General features: G+C 73.3%; 21 protein-coding genes. 12 read left to right on the top strand and 9 right to left on the bottom strand.

Annotation, left to right across the window (positions count from 1 at the left end):
• Positions 1–74 precede the first annotated feature (74 nt).
• From ACO229_RS00205 to ACO229_RS00170, 8 genes are all read left to right on the top strand, one after another.
• Entirely contained in the window at positions 75–1,331 is a 1,257-nt protein-coding gene (locus ACO229_RS00205) for an inositol-3-phosphate synthase (RefSeq protein WP_423463311.1), read from the top strand.
• Positions 1,328–2,344, top strand: coding sequence for an SCO3242 family prenyltransferase (locus ACO229_RS00200; protein WP_397410570.1), 1,017 nt, complete (start codon positions 1,328–1,330; stop codon positions 2,342–2,344). Before ACO229_RS00205 ends, ACO229_RS00200 begins: the two co-directional genes overlap by 4 nt.
• The gene (locus tag ACO229_RS00195; RefSeq protein WP_423463310.1) at positions 2,341–3,228 is read left to right on the top strand and encodes a sugar phosphate isomerase/epimerase family protein; all 888 of its coding nucleotides are present in this window, start codon (positions 2,341–2,343) and stop codon (positions 3,226–3,228) included. Before ACO229_RS00200 ends, ACO229_RS00195 begins: the two co-directional genes overlap by 4 nt.
• Positions 3,225–3,896, top strand: a complete 672-nt coding sequence (locus ACO229_RS00190) for an EboA domain-containing protein (RefSeq protein WP_423463309.1) — start codon at positions 3,225–3,227, stop codon at positions 3,894–3,896. The genes ACO229_RS00195 and ACO229_RS00190 overlap by 4 nt, the downstream gene beginning before the upstream one ends.
• Before the next feature lie 2 nt (positions 3,897–3,898).
• Entirely contained in the window at positions 3,899–4,777 is an 879-nt protein-coding gene (locus ACO229_RS00185; protein ID WP_397410575.1) for a TatD family hydrolase, read from the top strand.
• Positions 4,778–4,787: 10 nt separating this feature from the next.
• Positions 4,788–6,005, top strand: a complete 1,218-nt coding sequence (gene eboE, locus ACO229_RS00180; protein ID WP_397410577.1) for a metabolite traffic protein EboE — start codon at positions 4,788–4,790, stop codon at positions 6,003–6,005.
• Positions 6,002–7,402 (top strand): alkaline phosphatase family protein, encoded by a 1,401-nt coding sequence (locus ACO229_RS00175; RefSeq protein WP_397410579.1) that lies wholly within the window; start codon positions 6,002–6,004, stop codon positions 7,400–7,402. Before eboE ends, ACO229_RS00175 begins: the two co-directional genes overlap by 4 nt.
• Before the next feature lie 136 nt (positions 7,403–7,538).
• Positions 7,539–8,123, top strand: a complete 585-nt coding sequence (locus ACO229_RS00170; RefSeq protein WP_397410581.1) for a DUF6069 family protein — start codon at positions 7,539–7,541, stop codon at positions 8,121–8,123.
• A gap of 9 nt (positions 8,124–8,132) precedes the next feature.
• On the opposite strand, the gene ACO229_RS00165 is transcribed toward ACO229_RS00170, so the two are convergent.
• Positions 8,133–8,792, bottom strand: coding sequence for a response regulator (locus ACO229_RS00165; protein ID WP_423463308.1), 660 nt, complete (start codon positions 8,790–8,792; stop codon positions 8,133–8,135).
• Positions 8,789–10,177: a sensor histidine kinase gene (locus tag ACO229_RS00160; protein ID WP_423463307.1), complete on the bottom strand. Its 1,389-nt coding sequence runs from the start codon at positions 10,175–10,177 to the stop codon at positions 8,789–8,791. The genes ACO229_RS00165 and ACO229_RS00160 overlap by 4 nt, the downstream gene beginning before the upstream one ends.
• A gap of 108 nt (positions 10,178–10,285) precedes the next feature.
• Here ACO229_RS00160 and ACO229_RS00155 point away from each other — a divergent pair, with 108 nt between their 5' ends.
• A complete protein-coding gene (locus ACO229_RS00155; protein WP_423463306.1) occupies positions 10,286–11,107 on the top strand; it encodes a GAP family protein in 822 nt (273 codons plus the stop codon).
• Between the two features lie 79 nt (positions 11,108–11,186).
• On the opposite strand, the gene ACO229_RS00150 is transcribed toward ACO229_RS00155, so the two are convergent.
• From ACO229_RS00150 to ACO229_RS00130, 5 genes are all read right to left on the bottom strand, one after another.
• On the bottom strand, positions 11,187–12,317 hold the full coding sequence (locus ACO229_RS00150; protein WP_423463305.1) for a branched-chain amino acid aminotransferase: 1,131 nt from the start codon (positions 12,315–12,317) through the stop codon (positions 11,187–11,189).
• A gap of 160 nt (positions 12,318–12,477) precedes the next feature.
• Positions 12,478–13,536, bottom strand: a complete 1,059-nt coding sequence (locus tag ACO229_RS00145) for a 3-isopropylmalate dehydrogenase (RefSeq protein WP_423463304.1) — start codon at positions 13,534–13,536, stop codon at positions 12,478–12,480.
• Positions 13,537–13,611: 75 nt separating this feature from the next.
• Positions 13,612–14,157 (bottom strand): pyridoxamine 5'-phosphate oxidase family protein, encoded by a 546-nt coding sequence (locus ACO229_RS00140; protein WP_423463303.1) that lies wholly within the window; start codon positions 14,155–14,157, stop codon positions 13,612–13,614.
• 48 nt (positions 14,158–14,205) lie between these two features.
• A complete protein-coding gene (locus ACO229_RS00135; RefSeq protein WP_423463302.1) occupies positions 14,206–14,604 on the bottom strand; it encodes a VOC family protein in 399 nt (132 codons plus the stop codon).
• Positions 14,605–14,732: 128 nt separating this feature from the next.
• Positions 14,733–15,344: an ASCH domain-containing protein gene (locus ACO229_RS00130; RefSeq protein ID WP_397410597.1), complete on the bottom strand. Its 612-nt coding sequence runs from the start codon at positions 15,342–15,344 to the stop codon at positions 14,733–14,735.
• 219 nt (positions 15,345–15,563) lie between these two features.
• Between ACO229_RS00130 and ACO229_RS00125 the strand changes: the two genes are divergently transcribed.
• The 3 genes from ACO229_RS00125 (at position 15,564) to ACO229_RS00115 (ending at position 18,742) form a co-directional block, all read left to right on the top strand.
• Complete coding sequence (locus ACO229_RS00125) at positions 15,564–16,826, top strand: quaternary amine ABC transporter ATP-binding protein (protein ID WP_423463301.1); 1,263 nt, start codon at positions 15,564–15,566, stop codon at positions 16,824–16,826.
• The gene (locus tag ACO229_RS00120; protein WP_423463300.1) at positions 16,819–17,745 is read left to right on the top strand and encodes an ABC transporter permease; all 927 of its coding nucleotides are present in this window, start codon (positions 16,819–16,821) and stop codon (positions 17,743–17,745) included. Before ACO229_RS00125 ends, ACO229_RS00120 begins: the two co-directional genes overlap by 8 nt.
• A 97-nt stretch (positions 17,746–17,842) precedes the next feature.
• Positions 17,843–18,742, top strand: a complete 900-nt coding sequence (locus tag ACO229_RS00115; protein ID WP_423463299.1) for a glycine betaine ABC transporter substrate-binding protein — start codon at positions 17,843–17,845, stop codon at positions 18,740–18,742.
• Between the two features lie 114 nt (positions 18,743–18,856).
• On the opposite strand, the gene ilvC is transcribed toward ACO229_RS00115, so the two are convergent.
• On the bottom strand, positions 18,857–20,011 hold the full coding sequence (gene ilvC, locus ACO229_RS00110) for a ketol-acid reductoisomerase (protein WP_423463298.1): 1,155 nt from the start codon (positions 20,009–20,011) through the stop codon (positions 18,857–18,859).
• Positions 19,920–20,444: an acetolactate synthase small subunit gene (gene ilvN, locus ACO229_RS00105; protein ID WP_119142819.1), complete on the bottom strand. Its 525-nt coding sequence runs from the start codon at positions 20,442–20,444 to the stop codon at positions 19,920–19,922. The genes ilvC and ilvN overlap by 92 nt, the downstream gene beginning before the upstream one ends.

The following is a 20,444-nucleotide window of genomic DNA, read 5'->3' as shown; positions in this document are numbered from 1 at the left end:
TGAACTTTTGTTTGCTAATCGGCATAAGTCCGGATAGGTTGCTCGGGACGACGACGTCGGACCGGGGAGCAACGATGCACGACGCCTCTGCACGCCATCACGCCGCAGAACGCACTGGAATCTGGTTCGTCGGAGCCCGCGGCTCCGTGGCCACCACCGCGACGGTGGGCCTCGCGGCCATCGCGGGCGCCCAGGCGCCGCCGACCGGCTGCGTGACCGCGCGGGAGCCGTTCGCCTCCGCGGGCCTGCCCGAGTTCGCCGACCTCGTGGTGGGCGGGCACGACATCTCCGCCGTCACCATGACCAAGCGCGCCGAGCGGCTCGTGGAGACCGGGATGATCCCGCCGCGCCTGCTCGCCGCGACGCACGACGCCGTCGAACGGGCCGACGCCGAGGTGCGGCCCGGGTACGACCCGCACGCCGGCCACGGCTCCGGGCCGGACGCCGCCGTGTCCCAGCAGGCCGTGTCCCAGCAGGCCGTGTCCCAGCAGCCCGTGTCCCAGCAGGCCGTGGCCGAACGCCTCGCCGGCGACATCACCGCGTTCCGGGACCGGCACGGGCTCGCCCGGGTCGTGGTGATCGACCTGTCCTCGACGGAGCCGCCGGTCACCGACGCGCCCGAGCTCCACGACCCCGAGGCCCTGCTGACCGCCCTGGCGGACCCGGACCGCGCGGTGCTGCCCGCGTCGTCGGTGTCGGCGTACGCGGCGATCTTGGCCGGAGCGGCCTACGCGGCCTTCACCCCCTCGGCGGGCATGGGCGTGCCCGCCCTGACGGCGCTCGCGCGGGAGCGCGGCATCCCCGTGGCCGGGCAGGACGGCAAGACCGGGCAGACCTGGCTGCGCACCGTGCTGGCTCCCGCGTTCGCCGCCCGCGGCCTGAAGGTGCTCTCCTGGTCCGGCACCAACCTGCTGGGCGGCGGCGACGGCGCCACGCTCGCCGACCCCGACGCCGTGCGCAGCAAGCTCGCCACCAAGACCCGGGGCCTGACAGCGCTGACGGGCAGCGAGACCACGCCCCTGCACATCGACAACGTGCCCGACCTGGGCGACATCAAGGTCGCGTGGGACCACGTGCACGTCGAGGGCTTCCTCGGGTCGCGGATCACGCTGCAGACCACCTGGAGCGCCCACGACTCGATGCTCGCGGCACCGCTCGTGCTCGACCTGGCGCGCCTGCTCGCCCTCGCCCATGCCGCCGGGATCAGCGGCCCCGTCCCGGAGCTCGGCTTCTTCTTCAAGGACCCGTGGACCTCCGACGTGCACGACGCCGCCGCCCAGGCGGTCGCGCTGGAGGACTGGGTGCGCCGCACCGCGCAGGCCCGCCCATGACGACGCGCGCGTCCCGCCGCTTCACCCCTCGCTTCAACCCTCCGCTGCGCACGCAGTCGTCGGCTCCCGGCGCCACGGCGGCCGGCCCGCCCGCCGCGCGCCGGGCCCGGCTCGCGGACCTCGCGGAGCTGGTGCGGGCACCCGCCGCGCTGTCCGTCGTCGGGGACTCGCTCGCCGGGCTGGCGGCCGCACGGGCCGCGGCGCCCGTGCCGCTGCGCGCCCGCCACGCGCTGCTGCCCGTCGCGTCCGCGTGCCTGTACCTCGGCGGGATGGCGCTCAACGACTACGGCGACCGGCACGTCGACGCCGTCGAGCGCCCCGAGCGGCCCATCCCGTCCGGCCGGATCACGCCCCGGGGCGCACTCACGGTCGGCGCCGCGCTCACCGCGGGCGGCCTGACGGCGGCGGGCCTCGCGGGCGGACGGCGGGCGCTCGCCGTCGCCGTGCCGCTCGCCGCCTGCGTCTGGACCTACGACCTGGTCGCCAAGGACCGGCCGGCCGGTCCGTTCGTCATGGCCGCGTGCCGCGGGCTGGACGTGCTGCTCGGTGCCACCCCGGGCCGTGTGCGGGCCGCGCTCCCGGCCGCCGCCGGGCTCACCGCCCACACCCTCGGCGTCACCGTGCTCTCGCGCGGTGAGGTGCACGGCACGTCGCCGCAGGTGGCCGGGGGTGTGGCCGCCGGAACCGTGGCAGGGGCCGTCGCGGCGGCCGCCACGCCGTCGCGGAACGGGAACGGCGGAGCCGTCGCGCGGTGGGCCACCGTCGCGGCGGCCGCCGCCTACACGACGGCTGCCCTGCCCGGCCAGGTCCGCGCGGCGGCCGAGCCGACCGCGGCCAACGCCCGCACCGCCACCCGGTCCGGGATCCAGGCCATGGTGCCGCTCCAGGCGGCATGGGCGGCGCGGGCGGGAAGCCTGGGCACCACGGCGCTGCTCGCCGGGGTGGCCGCCGCCGGGTACGGGCTGCGGCTGCTGGGCCGGGCCCGCGGCCGGGCGGGGGTGAGCATCACATGAGGCCCCCGTTCCTGCTGGGCTACGGCACCAACGGCTTCGGCGACCACCCGCTGCACACCGCGCTCGACGTGCTCGACGACGTGGGCTACGACGCCGTCGCACTCACGCTCGGGTTCCCGCACCTGGACCCGTTCGCCCCCGGTGCGCCCACCGAGGTCGCCGCCGTGCGGTCCCACCTGGCGCGCATGCGCGGCGGCAAGGGAGCGGCGGTGGTCGTCGAGACCGGCACGCGCTATCTGCTCGACCCGCTGCGCAAGCACCGGCCCACGCTCGTGGACCGCGACGCCGCCCTGCGGATGCGGTTCCTCGAACGGGCCATCGAGGTCGCGGCCGACCTGGACGCCTCCTGCGTCTCGTTCTTCTCCGGGATCCTGCCCGACGACGCCGCCCCCGCCGACGGCTGGGCCCGGCTCCGCGACCGCATCCCCGCGCTGGCCCAGTACGCCGGCGAGCGCGGCGTGCGGCTCGCGATCGAGCCCGAGCCCGGCATGCTCGTCGAGACGGTCGACGACGCCCTGCGGCTCCTGGCCGACGTCGGCGAGCCGCCCGAGCTGGGCATCACCGTCGACGTCGGGCACTGCCTGGTGGTCGAACCCGGCGGTGTCGAGGGTGCGCTGCGCGCCGCCGCGCCCCACCTGAGCAACGTGCAGCTCGACGACATGCCCCGCACCCACCACGAGCACCGCCCGTTCGGCGAGGGCGAGATCGACCTGCCGCAGGTGCTCGCCACGCTCGCCGACATCAGCTACACCGGCGTCGCCGCGATCGAGCTGCCCCGCCACTCCCACGACGCGCCGCGGCTCGCCCTGGACGGCCGGGCCGCCCTGATGCGGGCGTGGGCCGCGGTCATCGGCGCGCCCATCAGCGAGAGGACCGTGTCATGAGCACCGACGCCCCCACCAGCCCGGACACCGACCCGGACCCCGCATCCGCCTGGCTCGCCGCCGCCCGCGCCGACGTCGCGCGCGACCCGGACACGATCACCCGCGCGTTCGCCCTGGCGGCCCGCCGGGTCGGGCGCGGTCCGCTGCACCCTGCCAGCGACCCGGCCGGCGTCGTGCACGGCACCGTCGACGACGCCGCCCGCGCGGCCCTCGTCGTCGCACTGGCCGACGCCGTGGGCACCGGCCCCGACTGCGCCGGCCGCCTCACCACGCTCTACCACCAGGGCGACGGCGCCGAGCGGCGCGGCGTGCTGCGCGGCCTCGACGCGCTGACCGAGCGGGGCGACGTCGGCGACCTCGTGCCCGCCGGGCTCGACCTCGCCGCCGACGCCCTGCGGGCCAACGACCCCAGCCTCGTCGCGGCCGCCGTCGGCCCCTTCGGGTCCCGGCACCTGGACCAGCACACCTGGCGGCACGCCGTGCTCAAGCTCGTCTTCCAGGGCGTGAGCCTCGCGGCCGTGCACGACCTGGACGCCCGCGCCGACGCCGAACTCGACCGCATGGCCCGCGACTTCGCCGCCGAGCGCCGGGCCGCGGGCCGCACCGTACCCGCCGACCTCGACCTGCTCACCGGCACCAGCATCCGAACCGGCACGACGAAGGACTGACGATGCGCATCCTCGACCCCCACATCCACATGACGAGCCGCACCACCGACGACTACGAGGCCCTGTACGCCGCGGGCGTGCGCGCCGTCGTCGAGCCCGCGTTCTGGCTCGGCCAGCCGCGCACCTCCGTCGGCTCGTTCACCGACTACTTCGACTCGCTGCTCGGCTGGGAGCGGTTCCGTGCCGCGCAGTTCGGCATCCGCCACCATGCCACCATCGCGCTCAACCCCAAGGAGGCGAACGACCCGCGCTGCCGCGAGGTGCTCGCCGAGGTGCCCCGCTACCTGCTCAAGGACGGCGTCGTGGCCGTCGGCGAGGTCGGGTACGACTCGATGACCCCCGAGGAGGACGAGGTCTTCGCCGCCCAGCTCCAGATGGCGCGCGAGGCCGAGCTGCCCGTCCTGGTGCACACCCCGCACCGCGACAAGCTCGCGGGCACGCGCCGCACCCTCGACGTCGTGCGCGAGTCGGGGATCGCGCCGGAGCTGGTGCTGGTGGACCACCTCAACGAGACCAACGTCGCCCTGGTGCGGGACGCCGGCGCGTGGGCCGGGTTCTCCATCTACCCCGACACCAAGATGGACGAGGACCGCATGGTCGCGCTCCTGACGGAGTACGGCACCGAGCGGATGATCGTGAACTCCGCCGCCGACTGGGGCCGCTCCGACCCGCTCAAGACCGTGAAGACCGGGCGGGCGATGCTCGCCGCGGACTTCACCGAGGACGACGTCGACCAGGTGCTCTGGCGCAACCCCGTCGCCTTCTACGAGCAGTCCGGCAACCTCGTGCTCGACCCCGTGCCGGGCTTCACCGAGGGCGCGCCGCCCACCCCCGGCGTCGAGTTCGAGGGCTCGTCCGTGCTCCGCGGCGTGCGGGCCTGAGGGGGCCGGGATGCTGCTCTCCTACTGCACCAACGTGCACCCCGCCGAGGACCTCGACGGCGTCGTCGACCAGCTCGCCCGGTACGCCGGCCCCGTCCGCGAGGCCGCGGGCCTGGACACGCTCGGCGTCGGCCTGTGGCTGCCCGCCGAGCTGGCCCACCGCCTGGACCGGTCGGCCGCCGACCGTGACCGGCTGCGGGCGGCGCTCACCGAGCACCGGCTCCAGGTGCACACGCTGAACGCGTTCCCCTACGGCGGCTTCCACCGCGAGGTCGTCAAGCTCGCCGTCTACTCCCCCACCTGGGCCGAGCGGGCCCGGCTCGACTACGTGCTGGCCTGCGCGCGGGTGCTGGCCGACCTGCTCCCCGAGGGCACCGCCGGATCCATCTCGACCCTGCCCCTGGCCTGGCGCGCCCCCTGGACCCGCGCCGACGACGACGAGGCGACCAAGGCCTTCGCCACGCTGTCCGCCGAGCTGCGAGCGCTCGCCGAGCGCACCGGACGCACCGTGCGGGTCGCCGTCGAGCCCGAGCCCGGCTGCGTGCTCGACACCGTGGACGACGTGGTCGCCTGGCTCGCCGCGCGCACCGGGCCCGAGTGGCCGGCCGACCGCCGCATCGACCCCGAGCACGTGGGCGTCTGCCTGGACACCTGCCACCTGGCGGTCTCGTTCGCCGACCCGGTGGGCGCCGTCCGGCGGATCACCGACGCCGGGCTGCGCGTGGTCAAGGTGCAGGCCTCGGCCGCGCTCGAGGTCGCGGACCCGTCCGCACCGGGTGCGCGGGACGCCGTCGGCCGGTTCGTCGAGCAGCGCTACCTGCACCAGGTGCGCGAGCTGACCGCGGACGGCGAGGTGCTGACGTCCGACGACCTGCCGGTGGCCCTGGGGACCGCCGACCGGCGCCCCGGCCTGCCCGGCGACGGGCCGTGGCGCGTGCACTTCCATGTGCCGCTGCACCACGAGCCGGCACCCCCGCTGGCTTCGACGACCCAGGTGCTGCGCGACGCCGTCGACGCCGTCCGGGCCGCCCCGCACGGCGCCGAGGCGCACCTCGACGTCGAGACGTACACGTGGTCGGTGCTGCCGCCCGACGTACTGCCCGCCGGGGAGGGCGAGCTGGTCGCGGGCATCGCCGCCGAGCTCCGCTGGGCCACCGGCCACCTGCTGCCCGACACCGTCGGGACCGCCACCCGCACCGAGACCGTCCCGGAAGGAATCGACGCATGACACCCGTGCTGCTCCTCGACGTCGTCGGGCTCACCGCCCGCGCCCTGGCCCACATGCCGCGGCTGCGGCGCCTCGCGGGAGCGGGCTGGCAGTCCGAGCTCGCCACCGTGCTGCCCGCCGTCACGTGCAGCGTGCAGTCGACGATGCTCACCGGCCTCATGCCGGCCGAGCACGGGATCGTCGGCAACGGCTGGTACTTCCGCGAGCTGGGCGACGTGTACCTCTGGCGGCAGCACAACAAGCTGGTCGAGGGCGAGAAGGTGTGGGAGGCCGCCCGCAAGCGGGACGCGATGTACGCCGCCGACAACGTCTGCTGGTGGTACGCGATGGGCATGACCACCGACGTCACCGTCACGCCGCGGCCGATCTACCACGCCGACGGGCGCAAGTCGGCCGACGCGTACGTGCGCCCGGCGGCCCTGCACGACGAGCTGGTGGGCCGGTTCGGCGACTTCCCGCTGTTCACCTACTGGGGCCCGACGGCGGCCATCGCGTCGACCCGGTGGATCGTGGACGTGACGCGGCACCTGCTGCGCACGCGGACGTCCCAGCTCACGACGGCGTACCTGCCGCACCTGGACTACGACCTGCAGCGCTTCGGCCCGGACTCCCCCGAGGCGGACCGGGCGGCGGCCGAGCTGGACGCCGTGCTCGCGCCCCTGCTCGACGACGCCGAGGCCGCGGGCGTCACGGTCGTCGCCGTGGCCGAGTACGGCATCGGGCCGGCGGACCGCCCCGTGGACATCAACCGGCTGCTGCGCCGCGAGGGCTACCTGGAGGTCTACACGCAGGACGGCCGCGAGCAGCTCGACCCGTGGACGTCGCGCGCCTTCGCCGTCGCCGACCACCAGGTGGCGCACGTGTACGTGACCGACCCGTCGGACGTCGCCCGCGTCGCCGACCTGCTGCGCACCGTCCCCGGCGTCGACGAGGTGCTGGACCGCGAGGCGCAGGCGAAGTACGGGCTGGACCACGAGCGGGCCGGCGAGCTGGTCGTGGTGGCCGAGCCGGGCGCGTGGTTCACGTACTACTTCTGGCTCGACGACGACCGGGCCCCGGAGTACGCACGCGGCGTGGACATCCACCGCAAGCCGGGCTACGACCCCGCCGAGCTGTTCTTCGACCCGGCCGACCCGCTGGCCAAGGCGAAGGCCGGGCTGAACCTCGTGCGCAAGAAGCTCGGCCTGCGCTACGCGATGAGCACGACGCCGCTCGACGGGTCGTACGTGCGCGGCACCCACGGCCGGCTGCCCGACTCGTCGGCGGACACGCCGCTGCTCCTGTGCTCGGACGCGAGGGTCCCGGCGTCGGTCGAACGCTGGGTCACGGACGACTCGGGGCAGGTCCCGGCGGCGTCGGTCAAGGACCTGGTGCTGGACCTGCAGGGCCTGCGCTGACCTGGCGCGTCGCCCCGTCCCCGGGACACCACGGTGACCCGGGGACGCGACACGCCGGTCCTGTAGCCCCCTGCCGTGCGCCGGTGTCCGATCCGTGGTGGAGTGGACATACGGCTCACAACCGGGAGGTATCTCAATGAGTGACCCGAACCGGCCCTACGACCCCGAGTACGGGGAACAGCCGCCGCCTGCCTACCCTCCGCCGCCCGCCCAGGTGCCCGGCACCCCCACCCAGCCGGTGGGTCCGGCCCGCGGCGAGGCGCACGTGCAGCCGGTCACCTCCGGCACCGAGAACCCGCGGCTCGGCCTGGAGGTGGGCCGGTACTGGGCCGGCGCGCTGGCGACGGTCCTGGTGGCCGCCCTGATCGGGCTCGCCGCGGACTTCATCCTCGAGGAGGTGCTCGGCCTGGAGGTCCACGCCCAGGCCGACCTGTTCGGCACGGGCTCCGACCTCATGGCCTGGGTCGTGGCCGGGGCGCTCTTCGCGCTGCTGGCCGCGGTCGTGCTCTACCTCTTCGTGCTCAGCACCCCGCGCCCGCGCTCGTTCTTCGGCTGGGTGGTCGCCCTGGCCACCGTGATCCTCGCCGCCGTGCCGTTCGCCGACCGGGCGGACATCGTCCCGGCGGTGCTCGCGGCCGTGGTCTGGATCATCATCGGGTCGGCGGTCTACTCCCTGCTCACGGGGACGCTGAGCCGCACGGTGGTGCAGCAGCGGGGCTGAGGCCGGGCGTCAGGCGAGGCCCGCGTCGCGGGCCGCGATGGCGGCCTGTACGCGGGACGTGACGCCGAGCTTGGCGAACACCCGCGACACGTGGGTCTTGGCCGTGGCCTCGCTGATGGTCAGCCGGGCGGCCAGCTCGGCGTTCGACAGACCGGACCCGAGGCCCGCCAGGACGTCGAGCTCCCGGGGTGTCAGGTCCTCCGGCAGGGTGACCGCGGGGGTCGCCCGGCCGCCGGCACCGTTCCCGGTGCGCGGCGCGCCGAGCTCCGCGATGAGCCGCCGGGTCACCTCGGGCGCCACGACGCCGTCCCCGGCCGCGACATGCCGCACGGCGTCCACCAGGGCGGTCGCCTCGGCCGTCTTGAGCAGGAAGCCCGCGGCCCCGGCACGCAGCGCGCCGAACACGTACTCGTCCAGGTCGAACGTGGTGAGCACCAGCACCTCCGCCAGCCCCTCCTCGACGATCCGCCGGGTGGCGGTCACGCCGTCGGTGCCCGGCATGCGCACGTCCATCAGCACGACGTCGGGGCGCAGCGCCCGCGCGTTCGCCACGGCCACCGCGCCGTCACCGGCCTCGCCGACCACCTCGATGTCGCCGGCCGTCGCGAGCAGCATCCGCAGGCCGGCGCGGATCGCCGCGTGGTCGTCGGCGAGCAGCACGCGGATCATGCGCGACGCCCCGGCGCAACGCCGTCCGAGGTGTCCGCACGGCGCGGCAGCGGCAGGGTGGCGCGCACGCGCCAGCCCGCACCGGCGGTCTCCCCCGGGTCGCGAGCCGGGCCTGCCTCGAAGGTGCCACCGACCGCCTCCACCCGCTCTCGCATCGACACCAGGCCGAGTCCGGTGCCGCCCGCCCCGACGGGCGGGTGCGCAGGATCGCCGGGCCGTGCGCCGACGTCGTGCACCTCCACCTCCAGCTGCCCGTCCGCCGCGAAGCTCAGGTCGGCGTGGGCGCCGCCGTGCTTGTGCACGTTGGTCAGGGCCTCGCGCACCACCCGGTAGACCGCGTGGTCCACGGCGGCCGGGAGCACGGCAGCGCCCGTCAGCACGCCGTCGGGGTCCGAGACCGCCAGGTCGAGCCCGGCGAGGCGCGCCTGGTCGAGCACGGGGGCGAGCTGCGCGACGCGTGGTGCGGCGAGCAGGTCGGAGACGCCGGGCCCTGTGCCTGGCCGTGGCCCCGGTCCCGGGTCCTGTCGTGCGCCAGGTTCCGCGGACGAGCCCTCCGCGCTCCCCGCCGTCGTCTCGGCACGCAGCACGCGGATCATCGCCTGCATGTCCTGCAGCGAGGCCAGGCTCTCCGCCCGGACGGCCCGCAGCGCGGCACGGTCCCGGTCCGGCTCGGCCGCGCCCGCGAGCGCCGCGCCCGAGGTGATGGTGATCGCGGACAGGTGCGACGCGACCACGTCGTGCAGGTCGCGTGCGACGGCGGTGCGCTCGGCGCGGACGGCGTCGTGCCGCGCGGCCTCGGCGAGGCGGAGCAGGGCGGTGCCGCGCTCCCGTTCGAGCCGCTCCCGTTCCTCGGCGGCGGCGGCGAGCTCCCGACCCTGGCGCACGTTGGCGCCCCACCACATCGGCATGACCAGGAGCGTGCTGGCCTGGAGCCCACCGAGGACGGCGCCGCGGAGCTCGCCGGAGGCCACACCCGCGAGGACCGAGACCGCGAGCACCGCGACCGTGACGCCGGCGACCGCGACCCGCCGCGCTGCTCGGCGTCCGTGCAGGTGGACCGCGTACAGCGCCTCCCAGAGGATCACGATGAGGCCCACGCTGCCGCCGAGCGCGACGTCGGCGACGAAGGCGACCGTGGCGACGCCGAGTGCGCCCAGGGGGTGGATCCGGCGCCAGACCAGGGCGGTGCAGCCGACGACGGCGGGGACGACGAACCACCAGACCGGCACGTCCGGCGGGCCGCTCCAGGAGGTCCGGACCAGGCCGAGCGCGTCGAGCCCGAGCGCGATGACGAGCAGGCTCGCGGCGGTGATGACGTCGCCCCGGCGGTCCTCGGCCAGCACGGCCCGGGCGAGGGGCTCGATGCGGTCGGGCAGGCGGGGCATGCCACCATCTCAGCACGAGACGGCGCCGGCCGGGTCATCCGAAGGATGTAGGCGGGGTCGGCGCTTCGGCCGATGTGCCCGCCGCCCGCCGGCACGAGGCTGTGTCCCATGGACCTCTTCTCCGCCGAGCTCACTGGTACCGCGCTGGTCGGCGCCCTGGTGGTGCTCGCGCTCATCGACTCCACGAGCTTCGGCACGCTGCTCATCCCGGTGTGGCTGCTGATGTCCCCCGGTCGGGTGCGGGTGGGCCGGATGCTGCTGTACCTGGGCTCGATCGCCGGGTTCTACGCCCTGGTGGGGCTGGCGATCCTGCTCGGCGCGAACGCCCTGAGCGACGCACTCACCACCCTGTCCGGCACGCGGTGGTTCCTGATCGCGCAGCTCCTGGTCGGCGTGGGGCTGTTCGCCTGGAGCTTCAAGCTGGAGCCGGTCGGCGGGCGCAAGCCCGCGGCGGCGGTCGCCGGCGGTGCCGCGGGCAGCGCCCCGGTGCCCGCGGACGCGGCCTCGCCGGCGGGCGGTCCCACGGCGGACACCACCCCCGCGACGCGTGCGGGCCGGCTGAGCCGCTGGCGCGAACGGGTGCTCGGCAGCGAGTCGGGGAGCGGGTCCGCGCTGGCCCTGCTGGCGGTCGGCGCCGGCCTGGTCGAGGTCGCGACGATGCTCCCGTACCTCGCGGCACTCGGCCTGATCGGTACGCAGGGGCCGGGCTGGCCGGCGTCGGGCCTCTGGGTGCTCGGGTACTGCGTGGTCATGATCGCGCCCGCGCTGGTGCTCACCGCCGCCCGGGTCTTCGCGGCGCGGCTCGTGGAGCGCCCGCTCGGGCGGCTGGACGGCTGGCTGACGCGCAACGCCGCGAGCACCACGGCGTGGGTGGTGGGCATCGTCGGCTTCCTGGTGGCCCGCGACGCGATAGGCCGCCTGTGGGGCTGACACCGGGAGAGAACCGGGCGAGGCAGGACGACAGCGAGATCGCTGCGGTTCTGCCTCGCCCTGGTCTTCTCCCGACGGGTCAGGCCAGGCGACGCATCCAGCCGTGCCGGTCCGCGGCGCGGCCGTACTGGATGTCGGTGAGCTCCTGGCGGAGCGCCATGGTGAGCTCGCCGGGCTCCCCGCCGTTGACCTCGTGGTCGAACGTCGCCCCGGCCAGGCGCCCCACCGGGGTCACGACGGCCGCCGTGCCGCACGCGAAGAACTCCTTGATCTGCCCAGACTCGAGCCCGGCCGAGACCTCGGTGAGCGGGATCTGCCGCTCCACCACCTCGTACCCGCGGTCGGCGGCGAGCTGCAGCACCGAGGCGCGGGTGATCCCCTCGAGGATCGAGCCGAGCTCGGGCGTGTGCAGCGTCCCGTCGTCGGTCACGAGGAACACGTTCATGCCCCCGAGCTCCTCGAGGTAGGTGTTGGTGGCCGCGTCCAGGAAGCAGACCTGGTCGAAGCCCTCCCGCTGGGCCTCGAGCTGCGGCAGCAGGCTCGCGGCGTAGTTGCCGCCGAACTTCGCGTCGCCGGTGCCTCCGGGCGGTCCGGCGCGGTGGTACTGCTCGGACACGTAGATCGACACCGGCTGCACGCCGCCCGAGAAGTACGGGCCGACCGGCGAGGCGATCACGAGGTACTCCGCCTCGACGGACGGGCGCACCCCGAGGAAAACCTCCGAGGCGTACATGAAGGGCCGCAGGTACAGGGACGAGTCCTCGGTGCCCGGCACCCAGTCGATGTCCGTGCGGACCAGCGCGGCGAGGGACCCGATGAAGTCGTCCACGCTGAGCGCCGGCAGGGCGAGACGGTGCGCCGACCGGGCGAAGCGGACGGCGTTCTGGTCGGGGCGGAACGTCCAGACCGAACCGTCGGCGTGCTTGTAGGCCTTGAGGCCCTCGAAGATCTCCTGCGCGTAGTGCAGCACCGCCGTCGCCGGGTCGAGCTGGAGCGGCCCGTACTTCTCGATCCGCCGGTCCTTCCAGCCGTCCGTGCTGTTCCACGAGATCCGCGCCATGTGGTCCGTGAACACCGTGCCGAACTTCGGCGCACGGAGCGCCTCGGCGCGCTCGGCGTCCGACGTCGGCACGTCGGTGGGCCGCACGTCGAAGAGCGCCACCAGGTCTTCGAGCGGGGCGGGGAGGATGGGATCCGTCGTTGTTGTCATGTCGATGCCTTTCACCGGAATGCTGTTGTCAGTCTTCCACGCCCGGCGAGGCAGAGGGAGCGTTCGGAGCCGGGCGCCTGCCCGGACGGCCCTCGACATGCGAGAGCGGCGCCCGGGATCCGTCTCGCGTGACCCGTGCGCCGCTCTCGTGGAACGTGCGTTACCCGGTCACGCGGGCCGCGAGGTCGCGGCCTACCTGCTCGGTCGTGCGTACGACGTCGCCACGCTCCGCGAGGTCCGCGGCCACGGCGTCCTGGACGCGCGCGGACTCGGCCGCGAAGCCCAGGTGGTCCAGCAGGAGGGCGACCGAGAGGACGGTCGCCGTGGGGTCGGCCTTGCCCTGGCCCGCGATGTCGGGCGCCGAGCCGTGCACGGGCTCGAACATGGACGGTGCAGTGCGGTCGGGGTTGATGTTGGCCGACGCCGCGAGCCCGATGCCGCCCGAGATCGCGGCAGCCTGGTCGGTGAGGATGTCTCCGAAGAGGTTGTCCGTCACGATCACGTCGAACCGGCTCGGGTTCGTGGTCAGGTAGATGGTCGCCGCGTCCACGTGCGCGTAGTCGGTGGTCACGTCGGGGAACTCCGCGTTCACGGCCTCGACGGTGCGCCGCCACAGGTGACCCGCGTGCACGAGCACGTTGTGCTTGTGCACGAGCGTCAGGTGCTTGCGCGGCCGGGCGTTCGCCCGGGCGAACGCGTCACGGACCACGCGCTCGACGCCGAACGCGGTGTTCACGCTGACCTCGGTGGCGATCTCCGCGGGCGTGCCGACGCGCAGCGCGCCGCCGTTGCCGACGTACGGGCCCTCGGTGCCCTCGCGCACGACGACGAAGTCGATCTCGCCCGGGTTCGCCAGCGGGCTGGTGACGCCCTGGTACAGCTTGGTGGGGCGCAGGTTGACGTAGTGGTCCAGCGCGAAGCGGAGCTTGAGCAGCAGACCGCGCTCCAGCACGCCGCTCGGGACCGACGGATCACCGATCGCGCCCAGCAGGATCGCGTCGTGCGCCTTGATCTTCTCGAGGTCCTCGTCGGTGAGGGTCTCGCCGGTCGCGTGCCAGCGGCGCGCGCCCAGGTCGAACTCGGTGGTCGAGAGCTTGGTGCCCGACGGCGCGAGCGCCGCCTCGAGCACCGCGAGCCCCTGCTCCACGACCTCCGTGCCGATGCCGTCTCCTGCGACGACCGCGAGGTCGATGCCGTCTGTCGTAGCCGCCTGTGCCATGTCCGGAGCCTACGCGCGCAGGCAGCCGGATGAGACGCCGGTCTCACGGAATGGACGCAGCGCGGGTATCCCGCGTCAGTCGAACGACCAGGCCGTCGCACCACCCGGCTCCCGCACCCACAGCGCGTTCGCCCGGGTGGGCGTGACCCGGTAGACGTGCCACGGGGCCGGCCCCGCCGATGGCGCGCTGTACGGGGCGGTGAGTGCCGTGCCCGACTCGTCCACCGTCGCCGGCCAGCCGCCGTCCGCCGCGATCTGCGCGATGTGCGCGACCACGCCGGCGTCGGTGACCAGCTCGGCGACGCCGTCGACCACGACGTCGTAGTCGTCGGCGGCCACGGCGATGGTGCACCGCGGCTCACGCTCCATGTTCCGGCCCTTGCGGACGCCGCGGCCGGAGACGACGTAGAAGGCGCCGTCGTCCCAGAACGCACCGACGCCCGTGGTGTGCGGGCTGCCGTCGGCGTTGACCGTGGTGAGCCAGTGCGAGTGCCGGTCGGGGCCACGCCCGCCGGGGGCCTGGTCCCCGATGTCGACGAGCGCCGCGTCCACCGCCGCCCACTCCAGCGGCGGCAGATCGTAGAGGCCGGCAAGGTTCTTGGACGTCACGTGTGTGCTCATACCAGGGCCGACCGTCCGGGCGGGCGGAACTCATCGCCCCGCCGGCACCTACTGCTCCCGGGCCGACAGCACGCAGAACTCGTTCCCGTCCGGGTCCGCCAGCACGGTCCAGGTCGCGGTGGGCGGCTGCCCCACGTCGATCACCGTGGCCCCCAGCCCGACCAGCCGGGCGATCTCGGCGTCGCGATCATCGCCCGTGTGCGGCGCGAAGTCCCAGTGCAGCCGGTTCTTCCCGGCCTTCTCGTGCTCCACGGGCACGAACACCATGCCCGGCGGCATCCGATGGAACTCCAGCGACTCCGACAGCTCGAGCGCCCACGGCGGAACGACCACCGACTCGGCGTCCGTGTCGAAGATGACCTCCCAGCCGAGCGCCTCGGCCCACCACCGGGCCAGCTTCTTGTGGTCGGTGGACTCCACCACCGTCGAGTACCAGCGCAGCGCCATCGCCCTCACCCCTCGTCAGGATCGTCGCCCGCCAGAGGTCGAGCACCCCTGACCAGGCCGAGACCACCACCGTAGGGCGAGCCACTGACAACGACGCGGGCACGGTCACCGGCCCCCGCCGTGGCGGCTCAGGGCTTGGGGTAGAGCAGCTCGAACCGCTCGCACACCAGCGGCATGTCCGGCGCGAACTCGCGGCCCCCGCCGAGCGTCCTGCGGAAGTACGCCTCGTGGCCCGCGCGCCACGACTCCAGCGTGCGGTCGTCCTCGCCCTCCGCGGCCGCGAACTCCTCGTCGACCTGCTCGAACGTCGTGGTCTCGACGCTCGTGGTGCGGATCAGCGCCCGCGGGTGCCCCTCGCCGTCGAGCAGGATCGACAGCTCGCCGGCCAGCGGCAGGGGCGCGCCCTCGTCCTCGTAGTCCCACAGCGCCGACGACGTCGCCGTCTTGTCGCCCGCCAGCACGGCGGCGAGCAGCTTCTCGGCGAGCTCGGGCTCGTCACCGAACGACCACGCCTGCGGCGGCACGGTCTCGCTCACCGTCTGCCCCACCACGATGCTCGCCTTGGCCATGCCCGCGTACTGCCGCGTGGCCGCCCAGAAGTCGAGGACCTCGGTGGCGAGCTCCGACTCCTGCCCCGACACCGCCTCGGGGTCGAAGGTCGCGGGGTCGAAGGGCTCGGCCGAGGCGTCACCGGTCGGCTCGTTGTCATCCGCGGCCTGCGGGTTCACGTCGTGGGTCACGGGGACATCCTGCCCTAAGCGCCCGTCCGCCACGAGGTTCGGCCCACGTTACGAACGCTGAACGATCCGGTAACGAACACTAAGCGAGTTTGCATGTACAGGACCGGTCATGGTCTGGTGAACGGCGGTTCACGTCGCACCGACGTTCCTTTTCGAGACTTTTCGTAACCAGTTCCTGCCCAGATGAGACCGAGACAACTGCCAAGACGAGGGGGCTCTGTGCCAGCAATCGAGGCACATCACCTGTACAAGGTGTTCGGCCGCAAGGGCCGCGAGGGCGTCAAGCGCCTCCAGGCCGGAGCCGACGCCACCGACCTGAAGACCGCCGGCCTGACACCAGCGGTCATCGACGCGTCGTTCACCGTGGAAGAAGGCGAGATCTTCGTCGTCATGGGCCTGTCCGGGTCCGGCAAGTCGACGCTGATCCGCATGATCAACGGGCTCCACCCACCGACCGCCGGGCACGTGGAGCTCTACGGCGAGAACATCACCGCCGCCACCGGCAAGGACCTGCGCCGCCTGCGCCGTCAGCGCATCAGCATGGTCTTCCAGCACTTCGCGCTGTTCCCCCACCGCAGCGTGGTCGACAACGCCGCCTACGGCCTGGAGACCCAGGGCGTCGGCAAGGAGGAGCGCCGTGCACGGGCCCACAAGGCCCTGGAGCTGTGCGGGCTGAGCGGCTGGGACGAGCACCTGCCCAGCGAGCTGTCCGGCGGCATGCAGCAGCGTGTGGGCCTGGCCCGCGCGCTGGCGGCCGACACGGACATCCTGCTGATGGACGAGGCGTTCAGCGCCCTGGACCCGCTGATCCGACGGGACATGCAGGACCAGCTCATCGAGCTGCAGCAGAAGCTCGGCAAGACCATCCTGTTCATCACGCACGACCTCAACGAGGCCATGCGGATCGGTGACCGGATCGCCATGATGCGCAACGGGCGGATCGTCCAGGTCGGCACCGCCGAGGAGATCCTCACCGACCCGGCCAACGACTACGTCGCCCAGTTCGTCGCCGACGTCGACCGCACCCGGGTCCTGACCGCGTCGTCCGTCATGGAGCCCCCCGCCGCCGTGCTCGGGGCCGAGCAGGGTCCGCGCGCCGCGCACAAGCTGATGCGCGAGCACCAGATCCCGGCGATGTTCGTCACCGGACGTGACCGCACCCTCAAGGGCTACGTCACCGAGGACGAGGTCGGCCGGCACCTGGAGCAGAAGAACCTCGACGGCCTGCTCAGGCCCGTCCCCGAGGTGGCCCGCGTGTCCCCCGACACCTCGCTCGCCGACCTGTTCGGCCCGGCCGCCGAGACCCCCGCCATCGCGGTGGTGGACGACGCCGGCCGGCTCAGCGGCGTCGTCCCGCGCATCACGCTGCTCTCGGCGCTCGCCGCGCACACCGAGACCGACGCGCCGGGCGACGGCGCGGCCGGTGCCGCCGGCGCGCCGGACCCCGACCACCACCACACGAAGGAGGCCGTCCTTGACTGAGATCGCGGCTCCCCAGACGATCGTGCCGCCGATCCCGATCGGCAGCTGGCTCGAGACCGGCTTCACCTGGTTCAAGCAGACGTTCGACGCGCTCTTCGACGTGATCGGCGACCTCATCACGGGCGCCATCAACGGGATCGCGGACCCGCTCCTCGCCGTGGACCCCCTGGTCCTCGTGATCGTGCTCGCGCTGCTCGGCTGGCTCGTGCGCAACTGGAAGCTCGGGGTGGGCACCCTGGTCGGCCTGGTCCTGATCATCGGGATGGACATGTGGGAACCGGCCATCGAGACCCTCGCCCTGGTGGTGGTGGCGACCGTCGTGGCGCTGATCCTGGGCATCCCGCTGGGCATCCTGGCGGCGCGCTCGCCCGTCGTCAGCCGCATCACCAAGCCCGTCATGGACTTCATGCAGACCATGCCCGGCATGGTCTGGCTGCTGCCGGTGCTCAAGCTGTTCAGCATCGGCGTGGCCGGCGCGCTGGTCGCCACGGTGATCTTCGCCCTGCCCCCGGCCGTGCGGCTCACGGAGCTCGGCATCCGCCAGGTCGACGGCGAGGTCGTCGAGGCGGGGCAGGCGTTCGGCGCGGGCCCGCGCCAGATCCTCAAGGACATCCAGCTCCCCCTGGCCCTGCCGACCGTGATGGCCGGCGTCAACCAGGTGATCATGCTGGCGCTCTCGATGGCCGTGATTGCCGGCCTCGTGGGCGGCGGCGGCCTGGGCAACGAGGTGGTCGGCGCGATCTCGACCCTCAACCTCGCCCGTGGCTTCGACGCCGGGATCTCCGTGGTCATCCTGGCGATCTTCCTCGACCGGCTGACCGGTTCGATCGGCTCCGGCCGGCCCGGACGCGGCCGGCTCCGCGAGCTGCGCGACCGGTTCACCCGCACCCCCGCCGGGACGGCAGCGCGGACGGCCTGAGCCGCTCGGCGCACCACACCACGTCAACCCATCACGTCAACACACCTCACGTGACAGTTCGTAACGAACCCCAGATATACGAAACGGAAGGAAACCGATGATCGGCACCACCGGCAAGCGGATCGGAGCAGCCACGACGGCGCTCGGCCTCGGCCTGAGCCTCGCGGCCTGCAGCTCGGGCGAGGGCAGCGGCGAGAGCGGAGGCGACCAGACGATCACGCTGGGCATCATCCCCTCGTGGACCGACGGCCTCAGCACGGCCTACCTGTGGAAGAACGTCCTAGAGGAGGACGGCTACACGGTGGAGATCCAGGAGATCAACGACGCCGCGCCGTTGTACACCGGTCTCGCCGAGGGCGACATCGACGTCTACCCGTCCGCGTGGCCCGAGGTCACGCACGCCGCCTACATGGACGAGTACGGCGACGACATCGAGGACCTCGGCGCCTACTACGACAACGCCAAGCTGACCATCGCCGTGCCCGAGTACTCCGAGCTGCGGTCCATCGAGGACCTCGTGGGCAGGAGCGCCGACTACGACGGCAAGATCGTCGGCATCGAGGCGGGCGCCGGCCTGACCAAGGCCACCCAGGAGCAGGTCATCCCGCAGTACGGCCTGGACGAGGACGGCTGGGAGCTGCAGACCTCCTCGACCCCCGCCATGCTGAACGCCCTCGACGAGGCCGTGCAGGCGCAGGAGGACATCGTCGTCACGCTGTGGCGCCCCTTCTGGGCGAACAACACGTTCCCGGTCCGCGACCTCGAGGACCCGAAGGGCGCCCTCGGCGAGGCGGAGGGCCTGCACGAGCTCGCCACCGCCGGTTTCAGCGAGGAGTTCCCCGAGGTCGCCGAGATGATGGCGAACGCGAAGCTGTCCGACGAGCAGTACGGCAGCCTGGAGGACCTGGTCGTCAACGAGCACGAGGGCGACCCGGCCGCCGGCGTCGAGGCCTGGCTCGCCGACAACCAGGACTGGGTCGACTCCCTGCAGGGCTGACCCACCTCGGTGCCGCCGCCGGGTGATCGGCGGTCCCGGCCCGCAGAACAACGGCGCCCCCCACGCACCAGCTGGTGCGTGGGGGGCGCCGTTGTTCTGCCGGCGGGCGCGAGGTCAGCGCGCCGCGCTGCCCTCGACGTAGTCGGAGTCGGCCGGCTTGATCCACGAGAACATCTTGCGCAGCTCGCGGCCCGTGGCCTCGATCGGGTGCTGCTCGCCCTTGGCACGCAGCTCCTTGAACTCCGGGGCGCCCGCGTCCTGGTCCGCGATGAAGCGCGCCGCGAACGTACCGTCCTGGATGTCGGCCAGCACGGCCTTCATGTTCTCCTTCACGCGCGGGTCGATCACGCGCGGGCCGGAGACGTAGTCACCGTACTCGGCAGTGTCCGAGACCGACCAACGCTGCTTGGCGATACCGCCCTCGATCATGAGGTCGACGATCAGCTTGAGCTCGTGCAGCACCTCGAAGTACGCGACCTCCGGCTGGTAACCGGCCTCGGTCAGCGTCTCGAACCCGTACTGCACCAGCTGCGAGGCACCACCGCACAGCACGGCCTGCTCACCGAACAGGTCGGTCTCGGTCTCCTCGGTGAACGTCGTCTTGATACCGCCGGCACGCAGGCCACCGATCCCCTTCGCGTACGAGAGCGCCAGACCCCAGGCGGAGCCGGACGCGTCCTGCTCCACCGCGACGATCACGGGCACGCCACGGCCGTCGGCGAACTCGCGGCGCACGATGTGGCCCGGGCCCTTGGGAGCGACCATGAGCACGTCGTGGCCGGCCTCGGGCTTGATGTAGCCGTAACGGATGTTGAAGCCGTGCCCGAACACGAGCGCGGCGCCCTCCTTGAGGTTCGGCGCGATGTCCTCGGCGTACAGGTGCCGCTGCACCTGGTCCGGCGCGAGGATGACCACCACGTCGGCGTCACGCACGGCGTCCGGCACGGTCGCCACGGCCAGACCCTCGTTCTCGGCCTTCTCACGGGACGACGAACCCTCGCGCAGGCCCACGGTGACCTGCACGCCGGAGTCACGCAGGTTCAGGGCGTGCGCGTGACCCTGGCTGCCGTAGCCGATCACGGCAACCTTCTTCTGCTGGATGATCGACAGGTCGGCGTCATCGTCGTAGAACAGCTCAGCCACGGTACTTGCTCCTCGGTGTGTATCTCGGTAAAGGTCAGGCGGATCGCACCGCGCGCTCGAGCGCGCGGTCGGTGATGGACCGGGCGCCCCGGCCGATGGCCAGGGTCCCTGACTTGACGATCTCACGGACACCGTACGGTTCCAGCGCCGCGAGCAGGGCGTCGAGCTTCGCCGCCGGACCCGTGGCCTCGATGACCACGGCCTCCGGCACGACGTCGACGACGCGCGCCCGGAACATCTCGACGACTTCCAGCACCCCGGTTCGGGTGGCGGCGTCGGCCCGCACCTTGACGAGCAGGAGCTCGCGGTGCACGGACGACTCGGGTTCGAGCTCGACGATCTTGATCACGTGGACGAGCTTGTTGAGCTGCTTCGTGACCTGTTCCAGGGGGTGTTCCTCGACGTCGACGACCACGGTGATGCGCGAGATCTCCTCGTGCTCCGTGGGGCCGACGGCCAGGGAGTGGATGTTGAACGCGCGACGGGCGAACAGTCCGGCGACGCGCGTGAGCACGCCGGGCTTGTTCTCCACGAGCACGGACAGGGTGTGCCTCGACAT

This window comes from Promicromonospora sp. MS192 (assembly GCF_049532985.1).
Classification (GTDB): domain Bacteria; phylum Actinomycetota; class Actinomycetes; order Actinomycetales; family Cellulomonadaceae; genus Promicromonospora.
The sequence above is the reverse complement of the archived record's forward strand: the minus strand, read 5'-3'. Positions and strand labels throughout refer to the sequence as shown.